The following is a 24,955-nucleotide window of genomic DNA, read 5'->3' as shown; positions in this document are numbered from 1 at the left end:
CGCCGCATCCGACCCGGCGAGGCCTCAGCCCTTCGCGGCCTTCCCCCGCGCTTCGTTCAGCGCATCCGCGAGCTGCGCGACAGCGTCCTTCCTGCAATGGCTGCCGAGCCACCCCAGGCCGGGGTGGAACAGCCCGAGCAACACGTCGCCCGAACCGTCCCCTTCCTCCTGCAGCCGCGTCTGCATGCCGTCCGCGGTGAGGACGCGGGACAGTTCCTGCGGCGCATAGGCGTCCCGCGCAGGTTGCATCCCCGTGCGACCGGCGATCAGCGCGCGGATCAGCATGTCCACCTGATCCGCCGTCAGCTCGAAGGACCCGGGGACGGTCGGGGTCACGGTCACGCGCGTCCGGTCCGGGGACATGGCGAAGTTCAGCGGCGGGTTCTCGGGCACGGCGGCGTCCTCAGTCGAAGAGCGTGGAGACGGAGGATTCCTCGCTGATCCGCCGCATCGCCTCGGCCAGCAGCGGCGCGATCGTCAACTGGCGGATATTGGAGGACACGCGCACCGCCTCCGTCGCCTGGATGGAGTCGGTCGTGACCATCGTCTCGATCTTCGCCGCGCCGATGCGCGCGACGGCGCCGCCCGAGAGCACGCCGTGCGTGACGTAGACGCTGGCGGAATGCGCGCCGTTCTTCAGCAGCGCGTCCGCCGCGTTGCAGAGCGTGCCGCCCGAATCCACGATGTCGTCGACGAGGATGCAGTCGCGTCCCTCCACGTCGCCGATGACGTTCATCACCTCCGACACGCCGGCACGCGGACGGCGCTTGTCGATGATCGCGAGGTCCGTGTGCAGCCGCGTCGCGATCGCCCGCGCGCGGACCACGCCGCCGACGTCGGGGGAGACGACCATCAGGTCACGCCCCTTGAACCGTTCCCCGATGTCGCGCGCGAAGAGCGGCGCGGCGAAGAGGTTGTCCACGGGAATGTCGAAGAAGCCCTGGATCTGCCCGGCATGCAGGTCCATCGTCAGCACGCGGTTGGCGCCGGCTTCGGTAATGAGGTTGGCGACGAGCTTCGCGGAGATCGGCGTCCGCGACCCCGACTTCCGGTCCTGCCGCGCGTAGCCGAAATAGGGGATGACCGCCGTGATGCGCCGCGCGCTGGCGCGCCGCAGCGCGTCCAGCATAATCAGCAGCTCCATCAGGTTGTCGTTCGCGGGGTAGGACGTGGACTGCACGACGAAGACGTCCTCGCCGCGCACGTTCTCATGGATCTCGACGAAGATCTCCATGTCCGCGAAGCGGCGGACGGAGGCCTGGGTCAACGGCAGGTTCAGGACCGCGGCCACCGCCTCGGCGAGGGGGCGGTTGGAGTTGCAGGCGATGATCTTCATGGAAGTCTGGGCGGCGTCCCGGGGGCGGCGGGGGGATAGCAACCACCCCCCGCGCTGTCCATCGCACCCCCGGCCCGGGTGTCAGCCCAGGACGTCGTCCACCGCGATGCGCAGGCCCGGCAAGGCCTCGGGCTCCAGCACCTCGCCCCGGCCCATGCGCAGGGTGGAGCGCCACGCCTCGCCCTGCGGTCCGCGATGAACCTCCACGATTCCCTCGGGAAGGCTGACGATCCAGACCTCCGCGATGCCTTGGCTCGCGAAGAGGGGGAGTTCCACGGTCCGGTCGGTGCGCAAGGTGCTGTCCGCGACCTCGACGAGCAGCAGCACATCCCCCGGCCCGGGATGCGAGCCGCGGTAGCGGTCCTCGCGCGGCCTGAGCAGCATCAGGTCCGGTTGCAACTCACTCTCTCCCGACAGGCGGAGCGGGCCCTGCACCCGCACGATTGCCCGGCGCGCCAGCCCGGCCCGCACGGCCTCGGCCAGGCTGTCCACCGTCGCCCCGTGCGCGCTCCCGATCGGCGCCATGTCCAGGATCTCCCCTTCGATCAGCTCGACGCGATCGTCGGGGCCGAGGATCCCCACCTCCGCCATGCGGTAATATGCGGCCACGTCCAGCTTGTGCCGCCGCAGCCCCGTCTCGCGCTCCAGCAGTCCGGGCCGGTCACCGCCCATCGCCGCCTCCTTCCGCCGTAGGGAGCATAGCATCCCCGCGCGCCGGAAGCCCAACGTCAACGCCCCGGCAGGGCTGCCGGCACTTCCTCCGCCTCCGCGGTATCAGCGTGGACGGCCTCCCGGATGATCCGCTCCGTCACCTCGGCAAGGTGCGCGCGCAGCACGCCCTCCAGTTCGGTGAACTCCGGCCACAGCACCGTCTCCGCGAAGCCCTTCGGCACGCGCAGCATCACGGTCGCGCGCTTCTGCCGGGGATAGCGGTAGGGGCGCAGCCCGTAGCGCCGGCACAGCGCGACGAAGAGGCGCGCAGCCCAGGGGTCGGGGAGGGAGAAGGCCATCTCCACCGGCGGATCGCGCCGCGCGGCCTCGGCCAGCCGGGCGCGAACCCTCTCCAGCGCGGCTTCGGCGGCGTCGCGCTCTCCGGGCGTGGCCGCGCCGGCGATCAGGGCCTCGATCTTCCGAAGCCGGTCCCGGAGGGAGCCCTCGGCCACCCGATCAGTTCCGCGGCGGTGCTGCGGCGGCCGCCGGCTCCCGCGGGCGCGACTCCCGCCGCCGCGCCGCCTCCTCGCCCAGACCGCCGGCATTCGCGATGATGTCGCGCACGGCCGCGCTGGCTTCCTGCGCGACGACATAGGCGACGTCGCCCCAGAGGCCGCGCAGCGTACCCGGCGGCACCTCGTTCAGCTGCACGGCACGCCCCAGGTCGGCCCCGTCCCGCCGCGTGACGGTCCAGACGATCTCCACCCGCTGCTGGCCGTTCGGCGCGGGCGCCATCGTGACCTCGCCGGAGAGTCCGAAGGCGGCGCCCTCCGCGCCGTCCTGCACGACGAGGCCGCGCCCCGGCAGCATTTCCCGCATGCGCGCGGCGAGCGACGTGTTCCCGTCCCCGGGCGCCCCGCGAACGCCCGCGAACCGAACCCGCGGCGGCCCGCCGGACCCGTTGAAGGGCACGGTCACAGAGGCCGCCCGCGCCGCTTCCCCGCGCCCCAGCAGCGCCACCACCGCCGGCGCGTCGCGCGCCGCGACCTCCCGCAGGGTCGCGGGGGCCGAGGCCGCCCAGGCCGGCAGCGGCACCGGCCGTCCGCGCGCCTGGCCCATCGGCCGGTCCTCCGCGTCGCGGATGACGTAGGAGGGGACGACGCTCGCCCCCTCCCGGTCCGCCGTCACGGTCAGGCGCCAGTCCAGTGGCGCCGGCGGGCCCGCCACCGCCGGAACGTCGGACGCGTCCAGCGCCTCCGCCAGCGCCACCGCGAAGTCCGTGGAGGCCGCGTCGGGCAGCAGCGCCGCGTCCGGCGCGGGCACCGCGATCCGGTAGGCCGGCGGCGCCGCCAGCCGTCGCGCCTGGAGCCCTGGATTGCCCCGGAAGGGCTGCGGCAGGTCCCCGCAGCCCGCGAGCAGCGCGAGCGCGACGAGAAGGAGTGCGCGCATCAGCCGATCACGCAGGAGACGAGGAGCGTGATGAGGGCCAGCAGGACGAAGATGAAGAGGTAGGGCATCGCCCCGCCTTATCGCGACCGGAGCGCCCTGGCGCCAGGGGAAGCGAGGCGGGGCTCGCCGGGGCGCGCTCCCTCGGTCCACGGTTGGCGGACCCCGGCTGGCGCCCCCGTCCCGCAGCCGACATGATCAACCGGTACGGCCGGGGGAGGATTCGTGACGGCGCAGCCCGAGTGGCAGGAGGCCCTGTTCCTGCGCCTGCTGGAGGCGGGCATCCGCCAGGTCGCCTACGTCCCCGATGCCGGCCACGCCCACCTGATCCGCCGCGCCCACGCCGCGCCGGAGATGTCGGCCTACCCCCTGACGACGGAGGAGGAGGGCATCGCCGCCTGCTGCGGCGCCTGGCTCGGCGGGCAGCGTGCGGTGCTGCTGCTGCAGTCCAGTGGCGTCGGCAACTGCGTCAACATGCTCAGCCTCGTCGCGTCCTGCCGCTTCCCGCTGCTGGCGCTGGTGACGATGCGGGGCGAATGGGCCGAGTTCAACCCGTGGCAGGTCCCCATGGGCCGCGCCACGCCCGCCACGCTCGAACTGATGGGCGTCAGCACCCGCCGGGCCGACACCGCCGCCGGGGTCGTGACGGAAGTCGAAGCGGCGCTGGACGACGCCTTCACCTCGGAACAGGCCGTCGCGGTGCTGCTGGGCCAGCGCCTGATCGGCCGGAAGCGGTGGGTGAAATGAGCGGCACCGAAACGAGCCTCGACCGGCGCGAGGTCGTGCGCCGCATCGTCGCGGACCGCGGCGACGACCTTGCCGTCATCACCGGCCTCGGCTCGCCGGCCTACGACCTTGCCGCGGCGGGCGACCACCCGCTGGACTTCCCGCTCTGGGGCGCGATGGGCGGCGCGGCGATGATGGGGCTGGGCTTGGCCCTCGCGCGGCCCGACCTCCGCGTCCTCGTGCTGACAGGTGACGGGGAACAGCTGATGGGCCTCGGCGCCCTCGCGACGATCGGGGCGCAGCGGCCGGCCAATCTCTCGATCGCCGTGCTCGACAACGGCCTGTTCGGCGAGACGGGCGGGCAGGCGAGCCATACCGCCCTCGGCACCGACCTCGCCGCCGTCGCCCGCGCCTGCGGCTTCGCCTGGGCCCGTGAGGTTCGCGACGAGGCCGCGCTGGAGGAGGCCATCCCCCTCCTGCGCTGCGGAGACGGCCCGGGCCTCGCCGCGATCCGCGTGGCCGCCGGCGAACTCCCGCGCGTGCTGCCGGGGCGGGACGGCGTGGCGGCGAAGATCCGCTTCCGCCGCGCTCTCGGCCTGGAACCGATGTAGCGGCACGAACCGCCGGAGTGACCTCCGGGACCCGGTCCGGCGCTCAGTGAAGCACGCCGGTCCGCGAGCGGAGCCCCATCCCGCGCCACGCCCGATACAGCCGCGCGCCGCTGTCCCTTGCCTGCTTGCAAACCCGGCCCGCCGGTCAGCCCGGCAGTGCGATGACCGAAATCTGGTGCCCGATCGGCCCCGCTCCGCGGGTCGTCCGCCGCCGGTGCGAAAAGAACCGCGTCTCCTCGACCAGCGTGTCGTTCGGCAGCGCCCCGGCGCACGCAAGCCCCAACCGGCGCAGGCGCTCCACGATCAGCCCGGCCATGTCGAACTGCCAGCGATCCTCCCGCGCCCCCGGCGCGAGCCACCGCCCGCCCTCCGGCTCCACCGCCAGCAATTCCGCCCGCAGGTCCGGCCCGACTTCGTAGGAGGGCTGCCGGATGCAGGGCCCCAGCACCGCCGCGATCCGATCCCGCCGCGCGCCCAGCCCTTCCATCGCGTCGACCGTCGCCTCGACCACTCCCGCGATCGCCCCCGCCACCCCGCGTGGCAGGCCCCGACGACGCCGGCCTCCGCATCCGCGAAGAGCACGGGACCGCAATCCGCGGTGATGATGCCCAGCGCGATCCCCGGCCGGTCCGTCACGATCGTCGGACGCGCCCCTGTCCCGGCGGGATCGGCGCCGTCGCGACCGCGACCGCCACGCCGTGCACCTGATGCAGACCCGACAGCGAGGCAGGATCCAGCCCCAGCGCCCGCGCGGCCCGCGCCCGGTTCTCCAGCACCGCCCCCGGTCATCCTTGCCGGACAGGGAACAATTCAGCGTCGCGAAGCCGCCGGAGGACACGCCGCCGTTGCGGGTGAAGAATCCGTGCGGCAGCCCGCGGAGGGCGTCGTGCGTCAGGAAGTCGGCGGTCATGCGGCCTCGAAGCCCGGCGGGGTGGGCAGCCGCGGGTCGCACAGGAGGAGCGCCTTGAACAGCGTCCCCATCGCCTCCGGCGCCGTCAGCCGCATCGCCGCGGCCAGGTGCCGACGCCCCCGTCCCGCATCGGCCGCCGCCAGCGCCGCGGCGCGCGCATGGATCCCCAGCCGCGCGAGGAACATCCCCTGCGGGAGCGGCCCGTGCACCGCGGCGCCTGCCCCGCGCGCCGCCTCGGCCAGCGCGCCGAAATCAACATGCGCCGTCAGGTCCGCCGTGCCCGGTTCCGACAGTGGGTCGGCCGGTGCGCCGCCCCGGATGGCCTGGAGGCTCTCGCCCGGCCCCGACCGCGCGGGACCGTAATCCAGGAACAGCGCGGCACCGCCGCTCCGCGCCACGCGGGCCGCGAACGACGTCGCGATCGCCCGCGCGGCTTCGTTGACCTCGACCACCGCGCCTTCCGACGCGTCCGGCAGGGCAGGGGGGCCTCAACCGGCCGCTCGACGAAGGCGCCGCCCTCGACCCAACGCTCCGCCCAGTCGGCACCACGCCGGACGAACTGCCGGATCGGCAAGGCATCCAGGAACTCGTTCGCCAGCAGGATCAGCGGCCCGCCCGGCAACCCTTCCAATTCGTCCTGCCAGGTCGCGTCGGGCACCGCCTCCGCCTGCCGCGCGCGCAGCACCGGCGAGGTCTCGACGAGGTGCACCCGGGCCGCCTCCGCGAAGGCCGGGATCACCCCCGCGACCGCCCGCCGCGCGTCGGCCATGAGTGTCCCTCGCCCCGGCCCCAGCTCCGCCAGCACCACGGGATCGGGCGACCCCATCAGCGTCCAGGTCACCGCCGCCCAGAGGCCGAGGCATTCCCCGAAGACCTGACTGATCTCCGGCGAAGTCGTGAAGTCCCGACCCAGCGGATCCCGCGCCGCGTAGTAGGCGGCATTGGCCCGCGCCATGAAGCGGTCGAGCCGTTCCGCCCCGCCCACGGAGCGCAGCCGTCAGGCCACGGCCGGCACGCGACGCGCCCGCGCCATCAGCCATGCCCCGACGATGACCATCGGCACCGACAGCAACTGCCCCATCGTCGCCCCGGCGAAGAGGAAGCCGAGATGCGCGTCGGGCTGCCGGAAGAACTCCCCGACGATCCGCGCGACGCCGTAGCCCGCGAGGAAGGCGCCGGACACGAACCCGGGCCGCGCGCGGATCGCGTCATTGCGGATCAGCACCTGGAGGATGACGAACAGCACGACGCCTTCGAGCATGAACTGGTACAATTGCGACGGATGCCGCGGCTCAGGCCCCGCATGCGGGAAGACCATCGCCCAGGGCACGTCGCTCGGCCGCCCCCACAATTCCCCGTTCACGAAGTTCGCGAGGCGACCGAGGCCGAGCCCGATCGGCACCACGCTCGTGATCCGGTCCGCGAAGGGAAGGGGCGGGATGCGGTTGCGCCACGCGAACCAGAAGATCGCGACGATCACGCCGAGCGCGCCGCCGTGGAACGACATCCCTCCCTGCCAGAGATAGAGCGCCTCCCACGGCGCGGTCCACAGGATGTCGGGCCGGTAGAACAGGATGTAGCCAAGCCGCCCGCCCAGCACGACGCCGAGGGTCGCCCAGGTGACGAAGTCGTCCACCTGCACGGGCGTGGCGGCCACCGGCGGCCGCGGCGCGAGCCGCCGCGCGACCTGCCACGCCAGGACGATACCGACGATGTAGGCCAGCGCGTACCAGCGGACCTGGAAGGGCCCGATCGCCACGGCGACGGGGTCGATGGCGGGGAAGGCGATGGCAGGGATCATGCGTCGGTTCCTTCCTCGCGCAGCCAGCGGACGTAGGACGCCACGCCGTCCTCCAGCCCCGTCGGCGGTCGGTCGAAGCCCAGCGCCCGCAGCCGTTCCATCCGCGCCTCCGTGAAGTACTGGTACTTGCCGCGGAGGTCGGTGGGCATCGGCACGAACTCGATGGCCGGCGGCTGCTGGATGGCCGCGTAGATCGCGCGCGTCAGGTCCGCGAAGGACCGCGCCGTGCCCGTGCCGAGGTTGTAGATCCCGGAGGGCCGCCCTTCCTCCGCCAGCCAGAGCATCGCGGCGACGCAGTCGTCCACGTGCACGAAGTCCCGCCGCTGCCCGCCATCCGGATAATCCGGATGGTCGGACGCGAAGAGCGTCGCCGCCTCTCCCCGCGCGACCTGCCGCCACTTGTGCAGCACGACGCTCGCCATGCGCCCCTTGTGTGCCTCCCGCGGGCCGTAGACGTTGAAGAACTTCAGCCCCGCCCAGCGCGGCGGCGCCGCCTGTCCCAGGCCGAGCATCTGCACGATCCGCCGGTCCGTCGCGTGCTTCGACCAGCCGTAGAGGTTCAGCGGCCGCAGCCGTGCCAGCGCGCGCGGATCGTCGGCATCCTCGAAGCCCAGCGCCCCGTCGCCGTAGGTCGCCGCGGACGAAGCATAGACGAACGGCACCCGTCGCGCCGCGCACCAGTCCCAAAGCCGCAGCGTCAGGTTCAGGTTGCTTCCCGCGACGAGGTCGCCATCCGTCACCGTCGTCGCCGACACGGCACCGAGGTGGAACACCGCCTCCACCCCCGCGCGCCGTCGAGCCAGCGCGGCAGGTCGTCCGGCGGGACGATTCCCGCGACCACCGCCCCCTGCAGGTTCCGCCACTTCGGCCCGTCGCGCAGCCGGTCGCAGACCGTCACCTCCGCCCCCCGGTCGGTGAGCGCGTGGACGAGGTTCGACCCGATGAAGCCGGCGCCGCCGGTGACGAGGAACATGGCGGGGCGCCTTACCCGAAGGGCCGCCGGGGGAAACCGCGCCCCCGTTCCCTTCGCCCCACCGCGTCGCCATATCCCCTCCCGGACACGGAGGAATCCCATGCGCGAGGACGGCACGAGCGGGCCCGGCAACCCGGGCGGCGGTACGGGCGGCAGCGGCGGCCCCGGTGGCTTCGGGGGCGGCTTCGGGAGCGGCTTCGGGGCGCGCGGCAAGTTCTTCGACGACCTGGCCGGTGTCGCCAGCGGGGCCTTCTCGGTCGTCGCCGGCCTTCGCGCCGAGATGGAGGCCATGGTCCGCGCCCAGACCGAGGCGATGATCTCCCGCCTCGAACTCGTCCGGCGCGAGGAGCTGGACGCCGCCCTCGAGGTCGCCCGTCGGGCGCGGGAGGAGGTCGAGACCCTCGCCGCCCGCGTTGCCGCCCTAGAGGCGGCGCGCACGGCCCCGATGGATGCCACCGCATACCGGCGCGACGACACGAGCGGCGGGTCCGGCGGGAACACCGCGGACAGCGGCTCCGGCGGCGCCGAGGGCAGCTCGGCCTGATCATCAGGCAGCGCCCGGCCCGCTGCGCCTGTCGCGCCGGGCCGTAGCCGGATGTCGGGTGGCCGGCCGGGCATGCGGCCCGCCTCCGCCCCAACTCGTCCACGGCATTCTGCGCTCCGGACGGCGCCGCCTGGCATCCCCCGCCCTTGTCGGCGCGTTCCGCAACGCAGTATCAATCCCTTGGGGTCGCGGCCGCCGATTCGCCCCACATCTCGGCGGCCCGCCCCTGCCCGGAACAGGAGGTGTCGCGATGTCCGCCACTCTCACCGTCAGCCGGGACCGCTCCCCGAACCCGCTCGACATCGTCGAGCAGATCGTCGCCTCGAACGACTGGATCTTTGACCGGCGCTCATCCTCCGAGATGGCGGCGGAGGCTCCGGGCAAGTGGTGCGACTACGGCCTGCACTTCGCCTGGTCGCACGAGATCAGCGCCCTGCACTTCACCTGCGCCTTCGACATGAAGGTCCCGCCCGACGCCCGCTCCAAGCTGCACGAACTCCTCACCATCGCGAATGAGCGCCTCTGGATCGGTCATTTCGGCCTCGACGAGGAGGACGGCACCCCCGTCTTCCGCCACGCCGTCCTCCTCCGTGGCGCCCGCGGCGCCTCGGTCGAGAGCCTGGAAGACCTCGTGGACATCGCGATCACGGAATGCGAGCGCTTCTTCCCCGCCTTCCAATTCGTCCTCTGGGGCGGCAAGGCGCCGGCGGACGCGATCGCCGCGGCCATGCTGGACTGCGCCGGGGAGGCCTGATCGTCGCCGTGGCGGGGGCGGGGGCGGGGACGGGGGCGGGGGCGTCGGCGTCCGGCGGCCCCGTTCCGCCCCCGGCAAACTGCCCTAAACCCCGGCCGACCGCCGGAGTGCCCGACATGACGACACGACCGGGCCGCCGCGCCACCCCGCACCCTCAAGCCTGACCCGATGCGCGTCCTCGTCACCGGCTCGGCCGGCTTCGTCGGCTTCCACGTCGCGCGCCGCCTGCTCGCCGAAGGACACACCGTCGCCGGCGTGGACTCGATGGTTCCCTACTACGACGTCGCGCTGAAGCAGGGGCGGCACGCCGTACTCTCCGCCAGCGCCTCCTTCCGGGCCCACGTCCTCGACATCGCCGACAACGACGCCCTGACCCGCGTGATCGAGGATGCGCGGCCGGAGGTCGTCATCCACCTCGCCGCCCAGGCCGGCGTCCGCTACTCGCTGGAACACCCGGAGAGCTACCTGCGGTCCAACGTCGTCGGCACCTTCAACCTGCTCGAACTCTGCCGGAAGCACCCGGTGCGCCACCTGCTGATGGCGTCAACCTCCTCGGCCTACGGGGCCAGCACGGAGATGCCCTTCGTCGAGACGCAGCGGGCCGACGCGCCGCTGACGATCTACGCCGCGACGAAGCGCGCGACGGAGCTCATGGCGCATTCCACCGCGCATCTGTGGAAACAGCCCATCACCGCCTTCCGCTTCTTCACGGTCTACGGCCCCTGGGGCCGCCCGGACATGGCGCTGTTCCGCTTCGTCAAGGCCGCGCTCGAAGGCCAGCCGATCGAGGTCTACGGTCACGGCAAGCAAACCCGCGACTTCACCTACGTGGACGACCTGGTCGAAGCGATCATCCGCCTGATCCCTGCCGTGCCGGAAGTCGGGCAACCGTCCTGCGAGGGCGATTCCCTCTCTCCTGTCGCGCCCTACCGCCTCGTCAACATCGGCGCCGGCACCCCGATCGGCCTGATGGATTTCGTGGACGCCGTGGAACGCGCCGTCGGCCGCCCGATCGAGAAGCGGATGCTCGACATGCAGCCGGGCGACGTCCCCGCGACCTGGGCCGACGCGACGCTGCTGGAAGCGCTCACGGGCTACCGCCCCGCCACGCCGGTGGCCGAGGGCGTCGCGCGCTTCGTCGCGTGGTACCGGGATTACTACCGCGCCTGACCCGGTGCCGCGTCAGGCGCCCGGGGCGACCATCGGCCGGTTCACCATTCCCTGGTCCAGCCGCTCCACCGCCGCGGCCACCGCCACGTCCAGCCCGGGCCGCGCATAGTAGACCCCGCGGATCAGCACGCAGCCTGCCAGCGCGCGGAGGAAGGCGTCCCGCAGCGCCGGATCGGCCGCCCGCGGCTCGGTCCAGAACCGGTCGAGACCGTCCTCATGCGTCAGCCCGGGAACCCGGTAGATCGCGTCGCCGAGCGCCAGGGCCGGCACCCCGTCCGCGATTGCCCGCAGCCCGACCGTGCTGTTCACCGTGACGACGCCGACCACCCGCTCCGTCAGGTCGCGCAGCGCTCCACCGCCGAGGTAGTGCACCCGGTCCGGCACCCCCGCGCGCTGCGCGATGGCCCGCACGCGCGCACCCCAGCGCTTCAGGCCGGGGTCGAGCGGATGCGCCTTCACCAGCAGCCGCGATCCGGCGGCGCGTGCGCGGCGAAGCTCTCCACCGTTTCGCGGATCGGCGTGTCCATGTCGCGGTAGGGCGAATAGGCGCGGATGGAATAATCCGTCTCCATCTGCATCGCGAAGAGGAAAAGCCGCCCGCCCGCGCCGACCGCGCGCGCGACCTCCGCCTCCCCGCGCCGGTTCTCGCGCCCCCGCAGCAGCAGCCTGGACCCGATGCCGGCGTAGTAGAGCAGCGGGTGATGCACGTTGTGCCGCCGGTTCGGCCAAGCGAAGGGCACGAGGCCCGCCACGTGATAGGCGACGTCCCAGGCCGCCATGTTGCGGAAGGAATCCGTGAAGCGCGGCGAGAGGTCCAACGCCGGCAGACCCTCGGCAAGCGCCATGATCGCTGCGGGATCGCGCGGGAAGACGCTGTCGCGGTTCATGCCGTCCCGCTCGAGCGTGATCCAGTCCGGGCGCAGGTAGCCGAAGTCGGTCACGGTCACCGCGATGCCCCGCGCCTTCGCCGCCGCGATCGCCGCCTTGTGCAGCGGCCGCTGCTCCCCGAGCAGCACGAGGTCGGTGACCCCGTGCTCGTCGAGCACGCGCGACACGAAGCGCGGCCACTCGTCCGCCGCTTCGCGGAAATTCGTCACGCGCCCCGGCCCGCCGCGCCAGAGGAACCAGTCCCCCAGGTTCAGGTTGATCCGATGCACCGCATGCCCACGCGCGGCGAGTCCCGCCGCGACCTCGCGGAGGAAGGGAGAGATCGGTCCCTGAAGGAAAAGGAAGCGGCGCGTCGTCACCGGGATCCGTTCGGCCTGCGCTCACGCGAGGCGCCTGGCCGGACCGGCATGGCTCGAAGGTCGGCCCCGGTCAACCCGCGCCCGGGCCGCGCCCGGGTCGCGACTGGGCCGCAGACTTGCACGCGGGCATGCCGCCGTCCGCGTCCCAGCGACGCCCCGTCCCGCGCCGACGCCCCGTCCCGCGCCGACGCCCCGTCCCGCGCCGACGCCCCGTCCCGCGCCGACGCCCCGTCCCGCGCCGACGCATTGGGCGCGACCGCCCACGCCACCGTCCAGCCGGTCCGCGCCCGCATCGCCGTCAAGCGTGTCGTCGCCGATCCCCGCGAACAGCGTGTCGTTGCCGTCCCCGCCGCGCAGGATCCCGTCCAGCGAGCCGCGTCGGCCGCTGAACACGTCGTTGCCCCCACCCAGGAGCACGTCGCCCCAGATGCTGCCGGAGTTGAGCACCCGGTCGACGCCGGCGGACCCTGCGACCGCCGTGCCGACGCCGGCGATCTCCCCGGCGTTGCGCAGGGTCATGCCGGCCGTCCCCGCCGCGCTGGCGTCCACCGCCGCCGCGGCCGCGCTGTTCGAGCGGATCTCCCCGCCGTCCAGGTTGATCACGGTCGCCGTCGCGTTCTCCAGCACCAACCCGTCCGTGCCCGTGCCCGTGCCCGTGATCGTGCCGTGGTTCAGGATGACGTTCGGGCCGGTCCCGTCGAGCAACTTCACCGCGGCAAAGCGGCTGGCCACGACCAGGCCGTCATTCTCGATCCGGCCGCCACCGCAGTCCGTACCCCAGATGCCGCCCCCGCCGCTGACGGTCCCGAGGTTCTGGACGACGTTCCCGGTCCCGCCCACGACGACGGACACGTAGTCGCGGTTCGCGAAGGTCGCGCCTTCCGCCCCGATCGTCACGTTATGGTCGCCGACGCTGCCGACATCATCCGCCTCGAGGACGATGGCGTTGACCTCCTGCGAGAGCACGGTGCCCTCGACCTGCACCGTGAGGGAGCGGGACGACTGGCCATACACCGTCGGCACGAGGAAGCCGTAGTAGAGTGTCGCGTCGTCGCCGATGAAGGCGCTGTTCCCGTCCGTCGCAAGGCTGACGTAGGTGGCGGTGTCGGTCAGGATGACGTCCGGCATGGCGGCTTCCTTGCACCGTTTCCCGGGCACCGGCTGCCCGGCCGGCGGGGAACGTCGCCCGGCCTCGCGCCGCGGGTCCAAGAGATACCGGCGGCGCCGTGCAGGCCTGCGCGCGGCCGGGAGGCAGGGGCCGCTACGGCCGCAGCGGCATGCCCCACAGCCGCCACCGACCCGTCACCGGCGCCGGCAGCCGCGCCATGGTCTGCAGCATCGGCCCGTTGTCCTCGAGGATCCACGACACCTCGACCCGGTCCCAGCCCCGCCGTTCCGCGTGGCCGATGCCTGCCGACAGCAGCGCCGCCGTGGCCATGGCCGAGACCGGCGTGCCCCGCCAGGCCCGTCGGACGCCGAGCATCGGCACGCGCGCCGTGCGCCCGCCGCCCAGCAGCAGCCGCGGGACGCGCCAGGGGCCCGCGCCCGCCTCCGCCCCCTCGTCGAGGTTCGGGACGAGGGAGAGCACGCCGACCGCCTCGCCCCGCCATTCGGCCAGGAACACGCGCCCGGACAGGAGCAGCGGGGTCAGCAGCCGCCGCATGACCGCCGCCTCCGCCTCGGTGACGGGCATCGCGCCCCAGTTGGCGCCCCAGGCGTCGTTGTAGAGGTCGCGCAGCAGCGCGACCTCCTCGCCCATCCGGAACACGCGCATCGCCCGCACCGACAGGTCCCGCGCGCCGTCCCACCGGGCCAGCACCGCCGCGAAGCGGGCGCGGTGCCGCTGCTCCGCGACCGTCAGCGTGCAGGCCAGCACGTCCCTTTCCCGCGCGAGACCCGCCGCGTCGAGCATACCCGGGAGCCAGCCCGGGTTCCGCGGCATGCGCAGCATGGCGGGAACGCCCTCCGCCGAGCACTCCACCCGCGCCCCGACCTCATGGTTGATCGAGAAGGACAGGGGACCGCGCAGCCGCGCCGCGCCGCGCGCCCGCAGCCAGGCCGCCGCCGCGTCCAGCAGAGCATGGAGCACGCCGGGATCCTCCTCCAGCGCCAGGAATCCGAAATGCCCCACGCCCCGCGCGATAGCCGCGTCGCGCGGCATCGCGGCTGCGATCCGGCCGACGACGCGCCCGCCGCGTTCCGCCACGAAGCGCGCGAGGTGCCATTCCGCCAGCGCGGGGTTCCAGCGCGGGTCGAAGACGAGGCGCGCCTCCCCCGGCAGCGCCACCGCCCAGCCTGCCGCCTCCCCGCCGAGCGCCGCGGGCAGCCCACCGAAGGCAGCCGCGTCGGCCGAGGTCGCCACGGCCCGGACGGAGGCCGCCGTCATGCTGGGGACGTCGAGAACAGATCGCGGTCCCGGGGCGGTTTCGTCCCCGGTGGGTGGGTCCGCGAAGGCAAAGCCCTTCCGAAGACCACCTGCCCGACACCGGCAGACCCCGGCCGAACCCTCGTCACCCCAGCGCTTCGGCCGGCGTGACGCCCTCGGCGATCGATGCGACCGTCGCCGCGGCCTCGTCCAGCGCCGCTGGCTCGTGGGTGGAGGAGAGGAAGAACCGAAGCCGCGCCGCGCGTTCCGGCACCGCGGGGAAGGTGATCGGCTGGACGTTGATGCCGCGCTCGAACAGCGCGGCCGAGAGCCGGCCCGCGCGCACGGAGGATCCCGTCATGACCGGCACGATCGCGTGGCCGGCGGAATGCCCCGTGTCCAGCCCGCGTGCCCGCAGCGCGTCGAGGAAGCGGCGCGTGTTCGACCGCAGCCGCGCCACGCGCCAGGGCTCCGCGTGCAGGATGTGAAGGGCTTCGAGGGCCGAGGCCGCGAGCACGGGCGGCAGTCCGACGGAATAGACGAAGCCCGGCGCCGTATGCCGCAGCCAGTCGATCAGGACGCGCCGCCCCGCGACGTAGCCGCCGCAGGCCGCGAGGGTCTTGGACAGCGTACCCATCCAGATGTCCACGGCATCCGGCGGCACGCCCTGTTCCTCCGAGATGCCGCGCCCCGTCCGGCCGAGCACGCCGATGGAATGCGCCTCGTCGACCATGAGCCAGGCATCGTGCCGCCGCGCCATCGCGACGAAGCGGGCGAGGTCCGGCACGTCCCCGTCCATGGAATAGTGACCCTCGATGAGGATCAGCGCCCGTCCCGCGGATCGCCGCGCCGCGGCCAGCTCGCGCTCGGCGGCTTCGGCATCGTTGTGCGGAAAGGGGATGCGCCGCGCGCCGGACAGCCGCGCGCCTTCCACGCAGGAATTGTGGATCGCGGCGTCATGCAGGATCACGTCGCGCGGTCCCATCAGGTGCCCGATGACCGTGACGTTCGTCGCGTGGCCCGAGACGAAGGCCAGCGCCTCCTCCGTGCCGTAGTGGTCGGCGATGGCGCGTTCCAGTTCGCCGTGGACCGGCCGCTCGCCCGACACGATCCGCGACGCGGAGGCCGAGACGCCATACCGCTCGATCGCGGCCTGTGCGGCCGCCAGCACGCGCGGGTCGGCGTTGAGACCGAGGTAGTTGTACGATGCGAAGTTCACGTATTCCGCGTTGCCGATCCGCGTGGTGCCGGCCGCCGCGCCCTCGTGCGGGCGGAAGAAGGGGTTGGGCAGGTCCAGCGCGCCCATCGCGTCCCGCACCAGTGCGTAGTCGCGCACCGCCGGCAGGGTCGAGAAGGAGCGTGCATCCGCCCCCTCCTCCTCCTGCCGCGCGCGGCGCTTGGCCAGGCGCTGCAGCAGGGCCTGGCGCGCGATGGCGGACAATCCGGAGCCCGTCACTCCGCCGCCTCCGTTGGCGCGCCGGGGGCGCGGCCGAGGCGAGATCCTCCGCCTCCGCGAGGGACGCGGGCGGCTCCATGTCAGGCTCTCCGGCTTCCGCCGAAGCATCCGGCGGCGCACCCCCGGAACCGGCCGGGGCGGCGGGTTCGAAGTGCTCGATGAGCGTGCCGAGCGCCGCCTCGCCGGTGCCGCCGCGCAGCCCATCCAGCATCCGCGTCGCGAGCGCGCCCACCGTGAGGTCGTCCGTCACCGCGGTCAGCGGGACGGTCGCGCCGAGCCGCGCCTCCAGCGCCCCGCGCAGCTCCAGCGCGCCGAGGCTGTCGAGCCCGATGCGCGCAAGGGACGCGTCGGCTGCGATCGCCTCCGGCGCCAGCCGCAGGATGCGTCCCAGCTCCTCCGCCCCGATCCGCACGAGCAGGGCGTGTGCCTCCGCCTCGGGCAGCGTGGCGATCATGGCGCGCAGTTCCGCCGCGTCCGTCGCCGTCTCCTCGACGCGGCCATCGGCCAGGACGGCCGCGAAGGCGGGCTCGCGCAGCACCGGCAGGGCCGAGCCCGCGCGCCGCCACGACACGCGCGCGACGGAGGCCACCGGCAGCCCGGACCGCAGCAGCGCGGGCAGGGCGTCGAGCGCCTCCGCCGCCGGCATCGGCTCTACGCCCAGGCGCCGCGCGAGCGCCGCCGCGACCTCGGACTCCCGCGCCAGGATGCCCGCATCCGCGATCGGCCCCCAGCCCACCGCGAGCGCCGGACGGCCCGCCGCCTGGCGCCGCCGCGCGATCGCCTCGAGCGCCGCGTTCGCCGCGACGTAGTTGGCCTGCCCCGGATTCCCGAAGGCGGTCGTCGCCGAGGAGAAGAGGAGAAACAGCGAGACCGGATCGCCCGCCGTCAGCCGATCGAGGTTTTCCGCCGCCGTCAGCTTCGGCGCGAGCACGCGCGCGAAGCGCCCCGCATCCATCGCGGTCGCCGCGCCGTCGTCGTAGATCGTCGCGGCGTGCACGATGCCGGCGATCGGTCCTTCCCGCCGCAGGGCCGCGAGCACGGTCGCGAGCGAGTCGGCGTCGGCGGCATCCACCGCGTGCACGGAAGTCCGCGCGCCGAGCGCGCCGAGCGCGGTCAGGGCCGCCTCGATCCCTGGCGTCGCCGCGCCGCGCCGCGACAGCAGCGCGATCCGCGGCACCCCCGTGCGGCGAGCCACTTCGCGGCCTCCAGCCCGAAGCCCGAGGTTCCGCCGGTGACGAGGACCGTTCCCCTCGGCGGCGCCCATTCCTTCGCGGGCCGCTCCCTGGCGGCCGCGCCGCCCGCGGCGGTGGGTTCATCCCGCGGCGGGATGATGACGATCTTGCCGATATGCCCGCTGGCCTGGAGCAGCCGGAAGGCGCCTTCCACCTCCTCCGCCCCGCGCCGCGCGTGGGGCAGGGGCAGCGGTCGCCCGTCGCCAGGCGGCCCCGGATCGAGTCCAGCAGCCGCGCCGCCTCGGCGGGGCGGGCGCGCGGCAGCCCGTCCACGTCCACGCCGAAGTAGGTGACGTTGCGCCGGAACGGCCGCACGGCGATCCGCCGGTCCTCCGCGTAGTCGCGCTTGCCGAGCTCCACGAAGCGCCCGAAGGGCCGCACCAACGCGAGCGTCCGCTCCATCGCTTCACCCGCGAGGGAATTCAGCGCGACGTCCACCCCGTCCGGCCAATGCGCCCGCAGCGCGTCGTCGAAGCCGGGGTCGCGGCTGTCGAGGACGAGGTCGGCGCCGGCCATGCGCAGGAAGGCGCGCTTGGCCTCCGTCCCCGCCGTCGCCGCGACGATCGCGCCGGCGGCCTTCGCGACCTGCAGGGCCGCCAGCCCGACGCCGCCCGCGCCGCCATGGATCAGCACGCGCTCCCCGGCCCGAGCCGCGCCAGGGTCTCCAGCGAATAGACCGCGGTGAGGAAGGCCACGGGGATCGTGGCGGCGGCGGCGAAGGACAGGCCTTCCGGGATGGGCGAGATCGCCTCGGCGCGCGTGACCGTCCGCGTCGCCAGCGCCCGCGGCGCGAAGCCGAAGACCCGCGCGCCGGGGCGGAAGGGCGTACCGGCTGCGGCTTCCTCCACCACGCCGGCGAACTCCATGCCGAGGCCAGGACCCGCGAAACCGTCGCGCAGCGTCTCCTCTGGCAGGAGGCCCTGCGCCCACATCAGGTCGCGGAAGTTCAGGCCCGCTGCCTCCACCCGCACCCGCACCTCGCCCGGCCCGGGCGGGGGCAGGTCCGGCAGCGGCTCCCAGCCGAGATGGCCGATCCCGATGGACCCGTGCAGCGACAGCCGCGATGCCCCGGGCACGGGCGGCGCCAGGCCCGCGACGAGGCGCGGCACGCGGCAGGCGCCCAGGCCAAGCACGCGCTCCGCCTCGTCGCCCTTCGGCGTAAAGAGCGAGGGCAGCAGCCGGGCCGCGGCCCGCCGCGGCGTCAGCGCCGCATCGACGAGCACGCGCCGCGTCGGCAGGTCCGGCATCTCGTTGGCGAGCACCCGCCCGAGGCCACGCACCGCCTCCGCGGCCGCCGCGGCCGCGTCGCCCTGCGCGACGATCACCAGCCGTTCCGCCACGCCGCGCGCCGCCTCGGCGAGCCGTGCGATCCCGGCGAGCGTCGTCGGCAGCGCGGCGGGGGAGGGGGCGGCCAGGGCCAGCACCGGCACCCCACGCAGCGTCTTCGGCGCGATCCCCGCCGCATCCTCCAGCCGCGCGACGTCCGTGGCGGTCCCGCGCCCGCGAAGCAGGTCCGACAGGGCTGCCGCGAGCGGCGCCGCGCCGGCATCGGCGACCAGCACCGCGCGCGGCGGAACGGGCTCCGCCGTCCCCGGCGTCCCCGCATGGCGCGCCGCCAGCATCAACGCGGGCCAGGGGCCCGAATCCAGCGCCAGGGCCTGAATCGCGGTCCAGCCATCCGCCGCCAGCGCCTCGCGCCAGGCGCCGGCGCCCGGCGGCGCCTCGCCACCCGCGGCGAATTCCATCACCCGCCCCGGCAGCGCCTCGACCAGCAGCAGCGTCCCGCCCTCGGCCAGCGCGGGTAGCAGCCCCGGCAGGATCGCGGTCCCCAACCCGGCCCGCGTCGCGGGAAGCAGTCCGACCACGAGGTCCGCGACGAAGGGCGGCGCCCCGGCTCCGGCCGGATTCCAGTCCAGCGGGACCGGCTCGACCGATCCACCGAGGGCCGCGCCGTGCCCCCCGCCGGGCCGCGCGTGCAGCACGCGGCGCCCGGACCGCGCCAGCGCGACCGCCAGATGCCGGGCGAGCGCCGGCCCGCCGAAATCCAGCACGCGCAGGGGCCGCTCGGCCGGCCAGCCCGCCGCAACCGTCCCGGCGGCATCGGCCAGGACCTGGGCGAGGCGCTCCAGCCCACCCGTCTCCTCCGGCAGCGGCGGCGGCTCCGCCGCGCCGGTCAGGACCGCCGGCAGCCGCTCCGCCGCGAGCGCCAGCCAGGCGAGGTCGCGCGCCAGGCCCGGCTGTTCCTCGAGCACGGATTGCCAGATGGCATCGGGCGGCGGCAGGTCGCCCGCCGGACGCAGCCGGTAGGCCGCGCCCTCCGCCTCGGCCAGCCCGTCCTCCTCCAGCCCACGCAGGAGGCCGGCGGCATGGGTGGTCGAGGGTACCACGCGCCCGCCCGGCGCGCCGGCGAAGGCGCCCGCGGCCACCGCCGTCGCGAAACCTTCCAGGAGCAGCGCGGCCTCGGAGATGTCGAGCGCGTCATCGCGCGCCTCGGCCGCCGCGATCGCCGGCGCCAGCGCCGCCTCGGGCGGGGGAGGGAAGGGTCCACCGCCGGCACGTCTTCCAGCCGGAAGACCGCGGGCCGCTCCTCCTCCCGCCGCGCGACGCGCGCCCGGGTGAACCAGGCCCCTTCGACCGTGGCGGCGACGCGTCCGCCGGCGTCCAGGAGCGTGATCGTCGCCTCCGCCCCGCGCGGGGCCTCGCCCCCCGCGGTGCCCATCCCGTGCGTCACGCGCAGCCGTGCCGAGACCGCCGGTCCCGCGCCGCGGCGCAGCACGAGGCGCTCGAAGCGCGTAGGAACCGGCGCCTCGCCGGGCGGCCAGGCCTCGCCGCGCCCGATGCCGCCGACGACCAGGGCGAGCAGCGCCTGGAGCGCCGCGTCGAGCCGCACGGGGTGGATGTGGAACCCGGCATCGGGCGGCGCGGCCTCTGGCAGCAGGAGGGTCGCCACGGCCTCGCCCCCGCGCCCGACCGAGACCTCCCCCAGCCCGCGGAAGGCTGGCCCGTAGTCCAGGCCCGCCCGTGCCGCGATGGCCAGCACCTCCGCCGCCGGCACGATGCCGTCCTCGACGAAGCCTTCCCCAATGAAGCCTTTCCCGGCGACGCCGGTCGGCACCGCGCCGAGGGCGGCCGGCGTCGCCGACCGGACCAGGCCGCGGGCGTGGAGCGTCCAGCCTTCGCCGGAGAGGCGGCGCCGCGCCTCGATCCGGAAGGTCCCGTCATCCGCCAGCCGGCAGCGCGTCTCCGTCGCCGGCGCCTCGGCCGGGACGGGGAGGGGGCGCAGGATCTGGAAGGCCGAGACCTCCAGCGCCGGCGCATCCGGGAAACGGTGCGCCGCCGCGGCCAGCGCCATCTCGACCATGCCGGCCGCCGGCATCACGGCCTCGCCGCCGAGCCGATGGTCCGCGAGCCAGGGCAGCAGCGCCGTGTCGACCATCCGCCGCCAGGTCGGAGCGTGGCGCAGATCCCCCTCCGCATCGCGCCGGAAGCCGAGCAGCGGGTGGTCGAGGACCGGGTCGTGCAGCCGCGCCGCCTCCGGCGTGACGGGGAGCCAGTGCCGCACGCGATGGAAGGCCGTCGGCGGCAGGCCGCGCGGCAGCGCCGGCCCCGCGAAGGCCGCGCCGGACCGCGGATCGGCGCCGGCCAGGATCAGCCGGTCCGCGACCGCTGGGATCGGGTCGCCCGCCGGGTCCCGCTTCGACAGTGAGGGCAGGATGACCGAGGCGGCCTCGCCCCCGCGCAGCGTCTCCCGCAGGTAGGATTGCAGGATCGCGCTCGGCCCGATCTCCACGACGATCCCGGCCTGCGGCGCGGCGGCGAGGGCGGCCTCGGCGAAGCGCACGGGTTCCCGCAGGTTCCGCCACCAATACGACGCGTCGGCCGAAGGCAGTAGCTCCCCGGTGACGGAGGATACGATGGGCACCCGCGCCGCCGCATGCGGCAGCCCGTCGAGCGCGGCCAGGAGGTCTTCCCGCACCGCCTCCATCGCCGCGGAGTGGAAGGCGTAATCCAGGTCGAGTTCGATGCAGACGAGGCGCCGCCCCTCCGCCGCCGCGACCAGGCGACGGATCGCCGCCGCCGGCCCCGCGATCGTGACGGCGCGCGGCGCGTTGTGGGCCGCGACCTCCAGCCCCGGCCCGCATTCGGCGAGCAGCGGCAGCGCTTCCTCCGCCGGCAGGTTCAGCGCGGCCATGCGCCCGCGCCCCCGCGTCCGCGCCTGCACGGCGGAGCGTGCGACGACGAGGCGCGAAGCGGCCTCCGCGTCCAGGATGCCCGCGGCCAGCGCCGTCGCCGCCTCCCCGACCGAATGGCCGTAGACGATGTCGGGACGGAGCCCCTCCGCCTCGAGCGCTGCGACGATCCCCGCCTGTACGGCGAAGAGCGCGGGCTGCGCGACCTCCGTCGCCACCAGCGCCTCGGCCGTCAGCCCCTCCTCCAGCGCCCGCAGGACGGACCAGCCGAGACGGGGCGCGAGGTGGGCGTCCACCGCCTCCACCCCCGCCCGGAAGGCCGGGTTCCGCAGCGCCTCCCGCGCCATGCCCGGGTATTGCGACCCATTGCCGGAGAAGGCGAAGGCGACGCCACCCCGCGCGCCCGCATGCCCTGTCGCCGCCGCCTCCACCGCCGCGGCGAGCGACGCGCCATCCGCCCCGCGCGCGACGATCCGGTGCGGCAGCAGGTCGCGGTGCCGGGCATTGCCCCGCAGCAGCACCGGCACGGCCCGCGCCGGCATCGCCCGCAGCCGCCCCGCCCAGTCCCCGGCGAGGGAGGCGAGCGCCTCCGCCGACGACGCCGAGATCACCAGCGGTGGCATCCCAGGCCCCGCCGGCAGCCGCCGCCGCGGCGCCCGTGGCGCGCGCCCGAGCAGCACCGAGGCATTCGTCCCGCCGAAGCCGAAGGAATTGACCCCGACGACCGAGGCGCCCTTGGCCAGGGGCTCCGACTCCGTCGCCACCCGCAGGTTCAGCGCGGCGAAGTCGATCCGCGGGTTCGGCCGCTCGCAATGGATAGAGGGGGGCACGACCCCGTTCTCCAGCACCAGCAGCGCCTTGATCAGCCCCGCCATGCCCGAGGCCGGCTCGAGGTGCCCGACATTGGACTTGGCCGAACCGATCGGCAGCGGCGCCTCGCGTCCCGCACCGAAGACGGCGCCGATCGCGGTCGCCTCCACGGGGTCGCCGACCGCCGTTCCCGTGCCATGCGCCTCGAAGTAGCCGAGCCGCTCGGGCGTGACCCCTGCCTCAGAGGCGACGCGGCGCATCAGCGCGGCCTGCGCCCGGGGATTGGGCAGCGACAGCCCGATCGAACGCCCGACCGCGTTCACCCCGGCCGCGAGGATCACCCCGCGCACCGCATCCCCGTCGCGCAGCGCGGCGTCGAGCGGCTTGAGGATCACCGCCCCCGCACCCTCCGCCCGCACGTAGCCGTCCGCCTCGGCCGAGAAGGGTCGGCAGCGCCCCGTCGGCGACAGCATCGAGGCCTTGGAGAAGCCGGCGAAGGCATAGGGCGAGAGCAGCAGCTGCACGCCCGCGACCACCGCCGCCTCCGCCCGGCCGGCCCGCAGCGCATCCACCGCGAGGGACAGCGCGACGAGCGCGGAGGAGCAGGCCGTGTCCACCGTCTGCGCCATGCCCCGGAGGTCGAAGGCGTTCGTGATACGGTTGGCGAGGATCGAGAGCGTGTTCCCCGTCATGAAGTAGCGGTCCGCGCCCGATGGGTCGGAGAGGCGGAGCTCCCCGTAATCCGTCGAGGAGCCGCCGACGAAGACCGCGACCTCCCGCCCCGCGAGCGACGCGTGCGGCCAGCCCGAATCGTCGAAGGCGCCGGCGACCACCTCGAGCAGGATGCGCTGCTGCGGGTCGGCCTCAGCCGCCTCCCGGGGGGACATCCCGAAATGCCTGGCGTCGAACAGCGACACGTCGCCGAGGTGCCCGGCCGCGAAGGTATAGGAGCGCCCCGGCTCCCCCTTGCGGGGATGCTGGAACCAGGCCTGGGAGAAGCGTTCGGCCGGGAGGACGGAGACCGCGTCCCGCCCATCCCGCAGCAGGTCCCAGTAGGCGTCGAGGTCCGGCGCGCCGGGAAGCCGGCAGGCCGCGCCGACCACCGCGACCGGCGCTGCGGCGGGGCGGCCCGCGCGGGATCCGCCGGCGGCGCGCCGGCCGCGCGGCCGCCCGTCGGCAGCCGATGGACGAACGGCCCCGTCCAACGCGGTCAGCCGCGCGGGGAGGGCGGGCCGCCCACGATGCCGCCGGCGCCGGCCAGGCGCGGCATGTCCCAGCCGCCGCTCGCGGAGAGCGCCGCCTCGCCCGGGGCGAGGCTGCCGAGCAGGCGGTCCACCGTCGCGAAGTGATCCCCCCAGTCCGGCGAGGTCCAGCGCGTCATCCGGGCGAGCTGCGCCGCGCGGCCGGGACTCTCCGGTCCCGCGTAGTCGAGGATCGCCCGCCGCCACGCCGCCCCGTCGAGTGGATCGAGGTAGTCGGGGGCGTCGCCCCCCACCTCCCGCAGCGCCGGCAGGTCGGAGCAGATCGCGGGGACGCCGAGCTTCAGCGCCTCCCCGAGCGGCAGCCCGTAGCCTTCGGCGAAGGAAGGGAAGAGCAGCGCCCGCGCCCCGCGCAGCACCGACCACGCCTCCCGATCCGGTACCTGGCCGAGCTCCGTCACCGTACCCTGCGTCGTCCCGCAGCGTTCGAGCAGGTCGAGGACGTTCTCGTTCTCCCACCCCCGCTTGCCGATGACGACGAGCCGTGGCGCGCGGCTGCCCATCCGCGCCGTCAGGTCGCGCCAGAGGTGGAGGAGCAGCAGGTGGTTCTTCCGCGGCTCGATGGTGCCGAGGACGACGAAGTAGGGATCGAGCGGCAGCGCCGGCGCCGGCGCCTTCGGCGCGTCGATGCCGAGCGGCGCCACGACCACCCGCGGCGGCACGGCCCGCGCCGCCACGTGCGGCGCCAGCGCCCGCGCCGTGTGGCGGGAGTTGACGATGATCGCGTCCGCGAGGGCTGCCGTGTTCGCGATCCGCTTCAGGTGCCGGTCGGCGTGGCCGGGCCGCGCGAATTCCGGGTGCTCCACCGGGATCAGGTCGTGGATCAGGGGCACGAAGGCGCAGCCGGCCTTCCGCAGGCCGTAGATCGGACCGGCGCGGTCGAGGGCGCGGTGCGAGACGAGGAGGAAAACCTTCGGGCCCGTCGCGTTCCGCGACGCCGGCCGAGCACGAGCTGCCCGAAGCCCGAGGCGCTGCGGAGCATCAGCCCGCGCGCCAGGCGCCGGGCGCGCTGCAGGGCCGGACCGTCGCGACCCTTGTCCCAGGCTTCCGTCAGCGCTTCGACGAAGCGCTGCACGCCGACCCGCGGCAGGGCCGCGAAGGGGCCGCCAAGCACCTGTCCGGCGAAGGTGCACTCCTCCTCGGGCAGCGAGAGCCAGCGGCGGGCATAGGCCATCTCGACGCGGTCGATGCCCGAGGGAGCGCCGTGGTTCGCGGCGCTGATCAGGCGCGACACGTCGAGCAGCACGTGCGGGCGCGGCCCCGCCGCGGTCGGGACCGACGGCGCGATCACGTCGCCCAGCAGCATGTCGAACGCGCTCGCCACCTGCCTGATCCCCCACCGCTCACGATCTGTTTACCGATAACCGTCCTTGGCCGCGAGGACGGAAGGCAAGTTTCCGCTTCGGCAACGACGTCCTGGCGGTCACGGCTGCGTGAGGAAGGGCGCTCCGGGCGGGGTGCCGGCATGGGATCC

Annotated in this window: 21 protein-coding genes and 7 pseudogenes; 6 read left to right on the top strand and 22 right to left on the bottom strand. The window is 74.7% G+C overall.

Translation table 11 applies throughout. The features are described from left to right. Nucleotides 1-24 precede the first annotated feature (24 nt). The 5 genes from ACE7GA_RS02705 to ACE7GA_RS02685 all read right to left on the bottom strand — a co-directional run bounded on the left by ACE7GA_RS02705 (nt 25) and on the right by ACE7GA_RS02685 (nt 3,436). Entirely contained in the window at nt 25-393 is a 369-nt protein-coding gene (locus ACE7GA_RS02705) for a hypothetical protein (RefSeq protein WP_376095246.1), read from the bottom strand. Between the two features lie 10 nt (nt 394-403). Continuing rightward, nucleotides 404-1,336 (bottom strand): ribose-phosphate pyrophosphokinase, encoded by a 933-nt coding sequence (locus ACE7GA_RS02700; RefSeq protein WP_376095243.1) that lies wholly within the window; start codon nt 1,334-1,336, stop codon nt 404-406. Between the two features lie 81 nt (nt 1,337-1,417). Next, complete coding sequence (locus ACE7GA_RS02695; protein WP_376095240.1) at nt 1,418-2,008, bottom strand: Uma2 family endonuclease; 591 nt, start codon at nt 2,006-2,008, stop codon at nt 1,418-1,420. A gap of 56 nt (nt 2,009-2,064) precedes the next feature. Next, on the bottom strand, nt 2,065-2,499 hold the full coding sequence (locus tag ACE7GA_RS02690) for a hypothetical protein (RefSeq protein ID WP_376095237.1): 435 nt from the start codon (nt 2,497-2,499) through the stop codon (nt 2,065-2,067). Nucleotides 2,500-2,503: 4 nt separating this feature from the next. Then, entirely contained in the window at nt 2,504-3,436 is a 933-nt protein-coding gene (locus ACE7GA_RS02685) for a hypothetical protein (protein WP_376095234.1), read from the bottom strand. A 222-nt stretch (nt 3,437-3,658) separates the two neighbouring features. Here ACE7GA_RS02685 and ACE7GA_RS02680 point away from each other — a divergent pair, with 222 nt between their 5' ends. Both ACE7GA_RS02680 and ACE7GA_RS02675 read left to right on the top strand, forming a co-directional pair. Further along, on the top strand, nt 3,659-4,180 hold the full coding sequence (locus tag ACE7GA_RS02680) for a phosphonopyruvate decarboxylase (RefSeq protein ID WP_376095231.1): 522 nt from the start codon (nt 3,659-3,661) through the stop codon (nt 4,178-4,180). Then, the gene (locus ACE7GA_RS02675; RefSeq protein ID WP_376095228.1) at nt 4,177-4,770 is read left to right on the top strand and encodes a thiamine pyrophosphate-dependent enzyme; all 594 of its coding nucleotides are present in this window, start codon (nt 4,177-4,179) and stop codon (nt 4,768-4,770) included. The genes ACE7GA_RS02680 and ACE7GA_RS02675 overlap by 4 nt, the downstream gene beginning before the upstream one ends. Nucleotides 4,771-4,915: 145 nt before the next feature. On the opposite strand, the pseudogene ACE7GA_RS02670 reads toward ACE7GA_RS02675, so the two are convergent. From ACE7GA_RS02670 to rfaD, 6 genes and pseudogenes are all read right to left on the bottom strand, one after another. Then, nucleotides 4,916-5,680: pseudogene (locus ACE7GA_RS02670) on the bottom strand (polyphenol oxidase family protein). Next, on the bottom strand, nt 5,677-5,889 hold the full coding sequence (locus ACE7GA_RS02665) for a hypothetical protein (protein ID WP_376100594.1): 213 nt from the start codon (nt 5,887-5,889) through the stop codon (nt 5,677-5,679). Before ACE7GA_RS02665 ends, ACE7GA_RS02670 begins: the two are co-directional and overlap by 4 nt. 48 nt (nt 5,890-5,937) lie before the next feature. After that, a pseudogene (locus tag ACE7GA_RS02660) lies at nt 5,938-6,132 on the bottom strand (SAM-dependent methyltransferase); the annotation flags it as partial. 125 nt (nt 6,133-6,257) lie between these two features. Further along, nucleotides 6,258-6,506 (bottom strand): annotated as a pseudogene (locus ACE7GA_RS02655) (SAM-dependent methyltransferase); the annotation flags it as partial. A gap of 171 nt (nt 6,507-6,677) precedes the next feature. Further along, nucleotides 6,678-7,481, bottom strand: a complete 804-nt coding sequence (gene lgt / locus ACE7GA_RS02650) for a prolipoprotein diacylglyceryl transferase (protein ID WP_376095225.1) — start codon at nt 7,479-7,481, stop codon at nt 6,678-6,680. Beyond that, a pseudogene (rfaD, locus tag ACE7GA_RS02645) lies at nt 7,478-8,454 on the bottom strand (ADP-glyceromanno-heptose 6-epimerase). Before rfaD ends, lgt begins: the two are co-directional and overlap by 4 nt. Nucleotides 8,455-8,554: 100 nt before the next feature. Here rfaD and ACE7GA_RS02640 point away from each other — a divergent pair. The 3 genes from ACE7GA_RS02640 to ACE7GA_RS02630 all read left to right on the top strand — a co-directional run bounded on the left by ACE7GA_RS02640 (nt 8,555) and on the right by ACE7GA_RS02630 (nt 10,922). Further along, on the top strand, nt 8,555-8,998 hold the full coding sequence (locus tag ACE7GA_RS02640) for an accessory factor UbiK family protein (RefSeq protein ID WP_376095222.1): 444 nt from the start codon (nt 8,555-8,557) through the stop codon (nt 8,996-8,998). Nucleotides 8,999-9,248: 250 nt separating this feature from the next. Then, nucleotides 9,249-9,752, top strand: coding sequence for a YbjN domain-containing protein (locus tag ACE7GA_RS02635; RefSeq protein ID WP_376095219.1), 504 nt, complete (start codon nt 9,249-9,251; stop codon nt 9,750-9,752). Nucleotides 9,753-9,920: 168 nt separating this feature from the next. Continuing rightward, on the top strand, nt 9,921-10,922 hold the full coding sequence (locus ACE7GA_RS02630) for an SDR family NAD(P)-dependent oxidoreductase (protein WP_376095216.1): 1,002 nt from the start codon (nt 9,921-9,923) through the stop codon (nt 10,920-10,922). A gap of 12 nt (nt 10,923-10,934) precedes the next feature. Here the strand turns inward: ACE7GA_RS02630 and ACE7GA_RS02625 are convergent. The 6 genes and pseudogenes from ACE7GA_RS02625 to ACE7GA_RS02600 all read right to left on the bottom strand — a co-directional run bounded on the left by ACE7GA_RS02625 (nt 10,935) and on the right by ACE7GA_RS02600 (nt 17,376). Beyond that, nucleotides 10,935-11,938, bottom strand: a pseudogene (locus ACE7GA_RS02625) (capsular biosynthesis protein). A 252-nt stretch (nt 11,939-12,190) separates the two neighbouring features. Next, nucleotides 12,191-13,297 (bottom strand): hypothetical protein, encoded by a 1,107-nt coding sequence (locus tag ACE7GA_RS02620; RefSeq protein ID WP_376095213.1) that lies wholly within the window; start codon nt 13,295-13,297, stop codon nt 12,191-12,193. Between the two features lie 133 nt (nt 13,298-13,430). After that, complete coding sequence (locus ACE7GA_RS02615) at nt 13,431-14,555, bottom strand: hypothetical protein (RefSeq protein ID WP_376095210.1); 1,125 nt, start codon at nt 14,553-14,555, stop codon at nt 13,431-13,433. Nucleotides 14,556-14,679: 124 nt separating this feature from the next. Then, the gene (locus ACE7GA_RS02610; protein WP_376095207.1) at nt 14,680-15,990 is read right to left on the bottom strand and encodes an aminotransferase class I/II-fold pyridoxal phosphate-dependent enzyme; all 1,311 of its coding nucleotides are present in this window, start codon (nt 15,988-15,990) and stop codon (nt 14,680-14,682) included. A 226-nt stretch (nt 15,991-16,216) separates the two neighbouring features. Then, nucleotides 16,217-17,167: pseudogene (locus ACE7GA_RS02605) on the bottom strand (beta-ketoacyl reductase); the annotation flags it as partial. Continuing rightward, nucleotides 17,104-17,376, bottom strand: coding sequence for a hypothetical protein (locus ACE7GA_RS02600; RefSeq protein WP_376100592.1), 273 nt, complete (start codon nt 17,374-17,376; stop codon nt 17,104-17,106). The gene ACE7GA_RS02600 and the pseudogene ACE7GA_RS02605, both read right to left, overlap by 64 nt. On the opposite strand from ACE7GA_RS02600, the gene ACE7GA_RS02595 reads away from it, so the two are divergent. Next, nucleotides 17,338-17,511, top strand: a complete 174-nt coding sequence (locus ACE7GA_RS02595; protein ID WP_376095204.1) for a hypothetical protein — start codon at nt 17,338-17,340, stop codon at nt 17,509-17,511. The genes ACE7GA_RS02600 and ACE7GA_RS02595 overlap by 39 nt on opposite strands. On the opposite strand, the pseudogene ACE7GA_RS02590 reads toward ACE7GA_RS02595, so the two are convergent. From ACE7GA_RS02590 to ACE7GA_RS02570, 5 genes and pseudogenes are all read right to left on the bottom strand, one after another. Then, nucleotides 17,487-17,855: pseudogene (locus tag ACE7GA_RS02590) on the bottom strand (zinc-binding dehydrogenase); the annotation flags it as partial. The gene ACE7GA_RS02595 and the pseudogene ACE7GA_RS02590 overlap by 25 nt on opposite strands. Further along, nucleotides 17,849-19,474, bottom strand: coding sequence for an alcohol dehydrogenase catalytic domain-containing protein (locus tag ACE7GA_RS02585; protein WP_376095201.1), 1,626 nt, complete (start codon nt 19,472-19,474; stop codon nt 17,849-17,851). The pseudogene ACE7GA_RS02590 and the gene ACE7GA_RS02585, both read right to left, overlap by 7 nt. Next, nucleotides 19,396-23,427 (bottom strand): beta-ketoacyl synthase N-terminal-like domain-containing protein, encoded by a 4,032-nt coding sequence (locus tag ACE7GA_RS02580; protein WP_376095198.1) that lies wholly within the window; start codon nt 23,425-23,427, stop codon nt 19,396-19,398. Before ACE7GA_RS02580 ends, ACE7GA_RS02585 begins: the two co-directional genes overlap by 79 nt. 5 nt (nt 23,428-23,432) lie before the next feature. Beyond that, nucleotides 23,433-24,314, bottom strand: coding sequence for a glycosyltransferase family 4 protein (locus ACE7GA_RS02575; protein WP_376095195.1), 882 nt, complete (start codon nt 24,312-24,314; stop codon nt 23,433-23,435). Beyond that, nucleotides 24,305-24,805 carry a hypothetical protein gene (locus ACE7GA_RS02570; RefSeq protein WP_376095192.1) on the bottom strand — a complete coding sequence of 167 codons (501 nt, stop codon included), beginning with the start codon at nt 24,803-24,805 and terminating at the stop codon, nt 24,305-24,307. The genes ACE7GA_RS02575 and ACE7GA_RS02570 overlap by 10 nt, the downstream gene beginning before the upstream one ends. Between the last annotated feature and the right edge of the window lie 150 nt (nt 24,806-24,955).

Origin of the sequence: Roseomonas sp. CCTCC AB2023176 (genome assembly GCF_042259275.1) — a bacterium.
Classification (GTDB): domain Bacteria; phylum Pseudomonadota; class Alphaproteobacteria; order Acetobacterales; family Acetobacteraceae; genus Roseomonas.
This window is presented reverse-complemented; position numbering and strand designations above follow the sequence as displayed.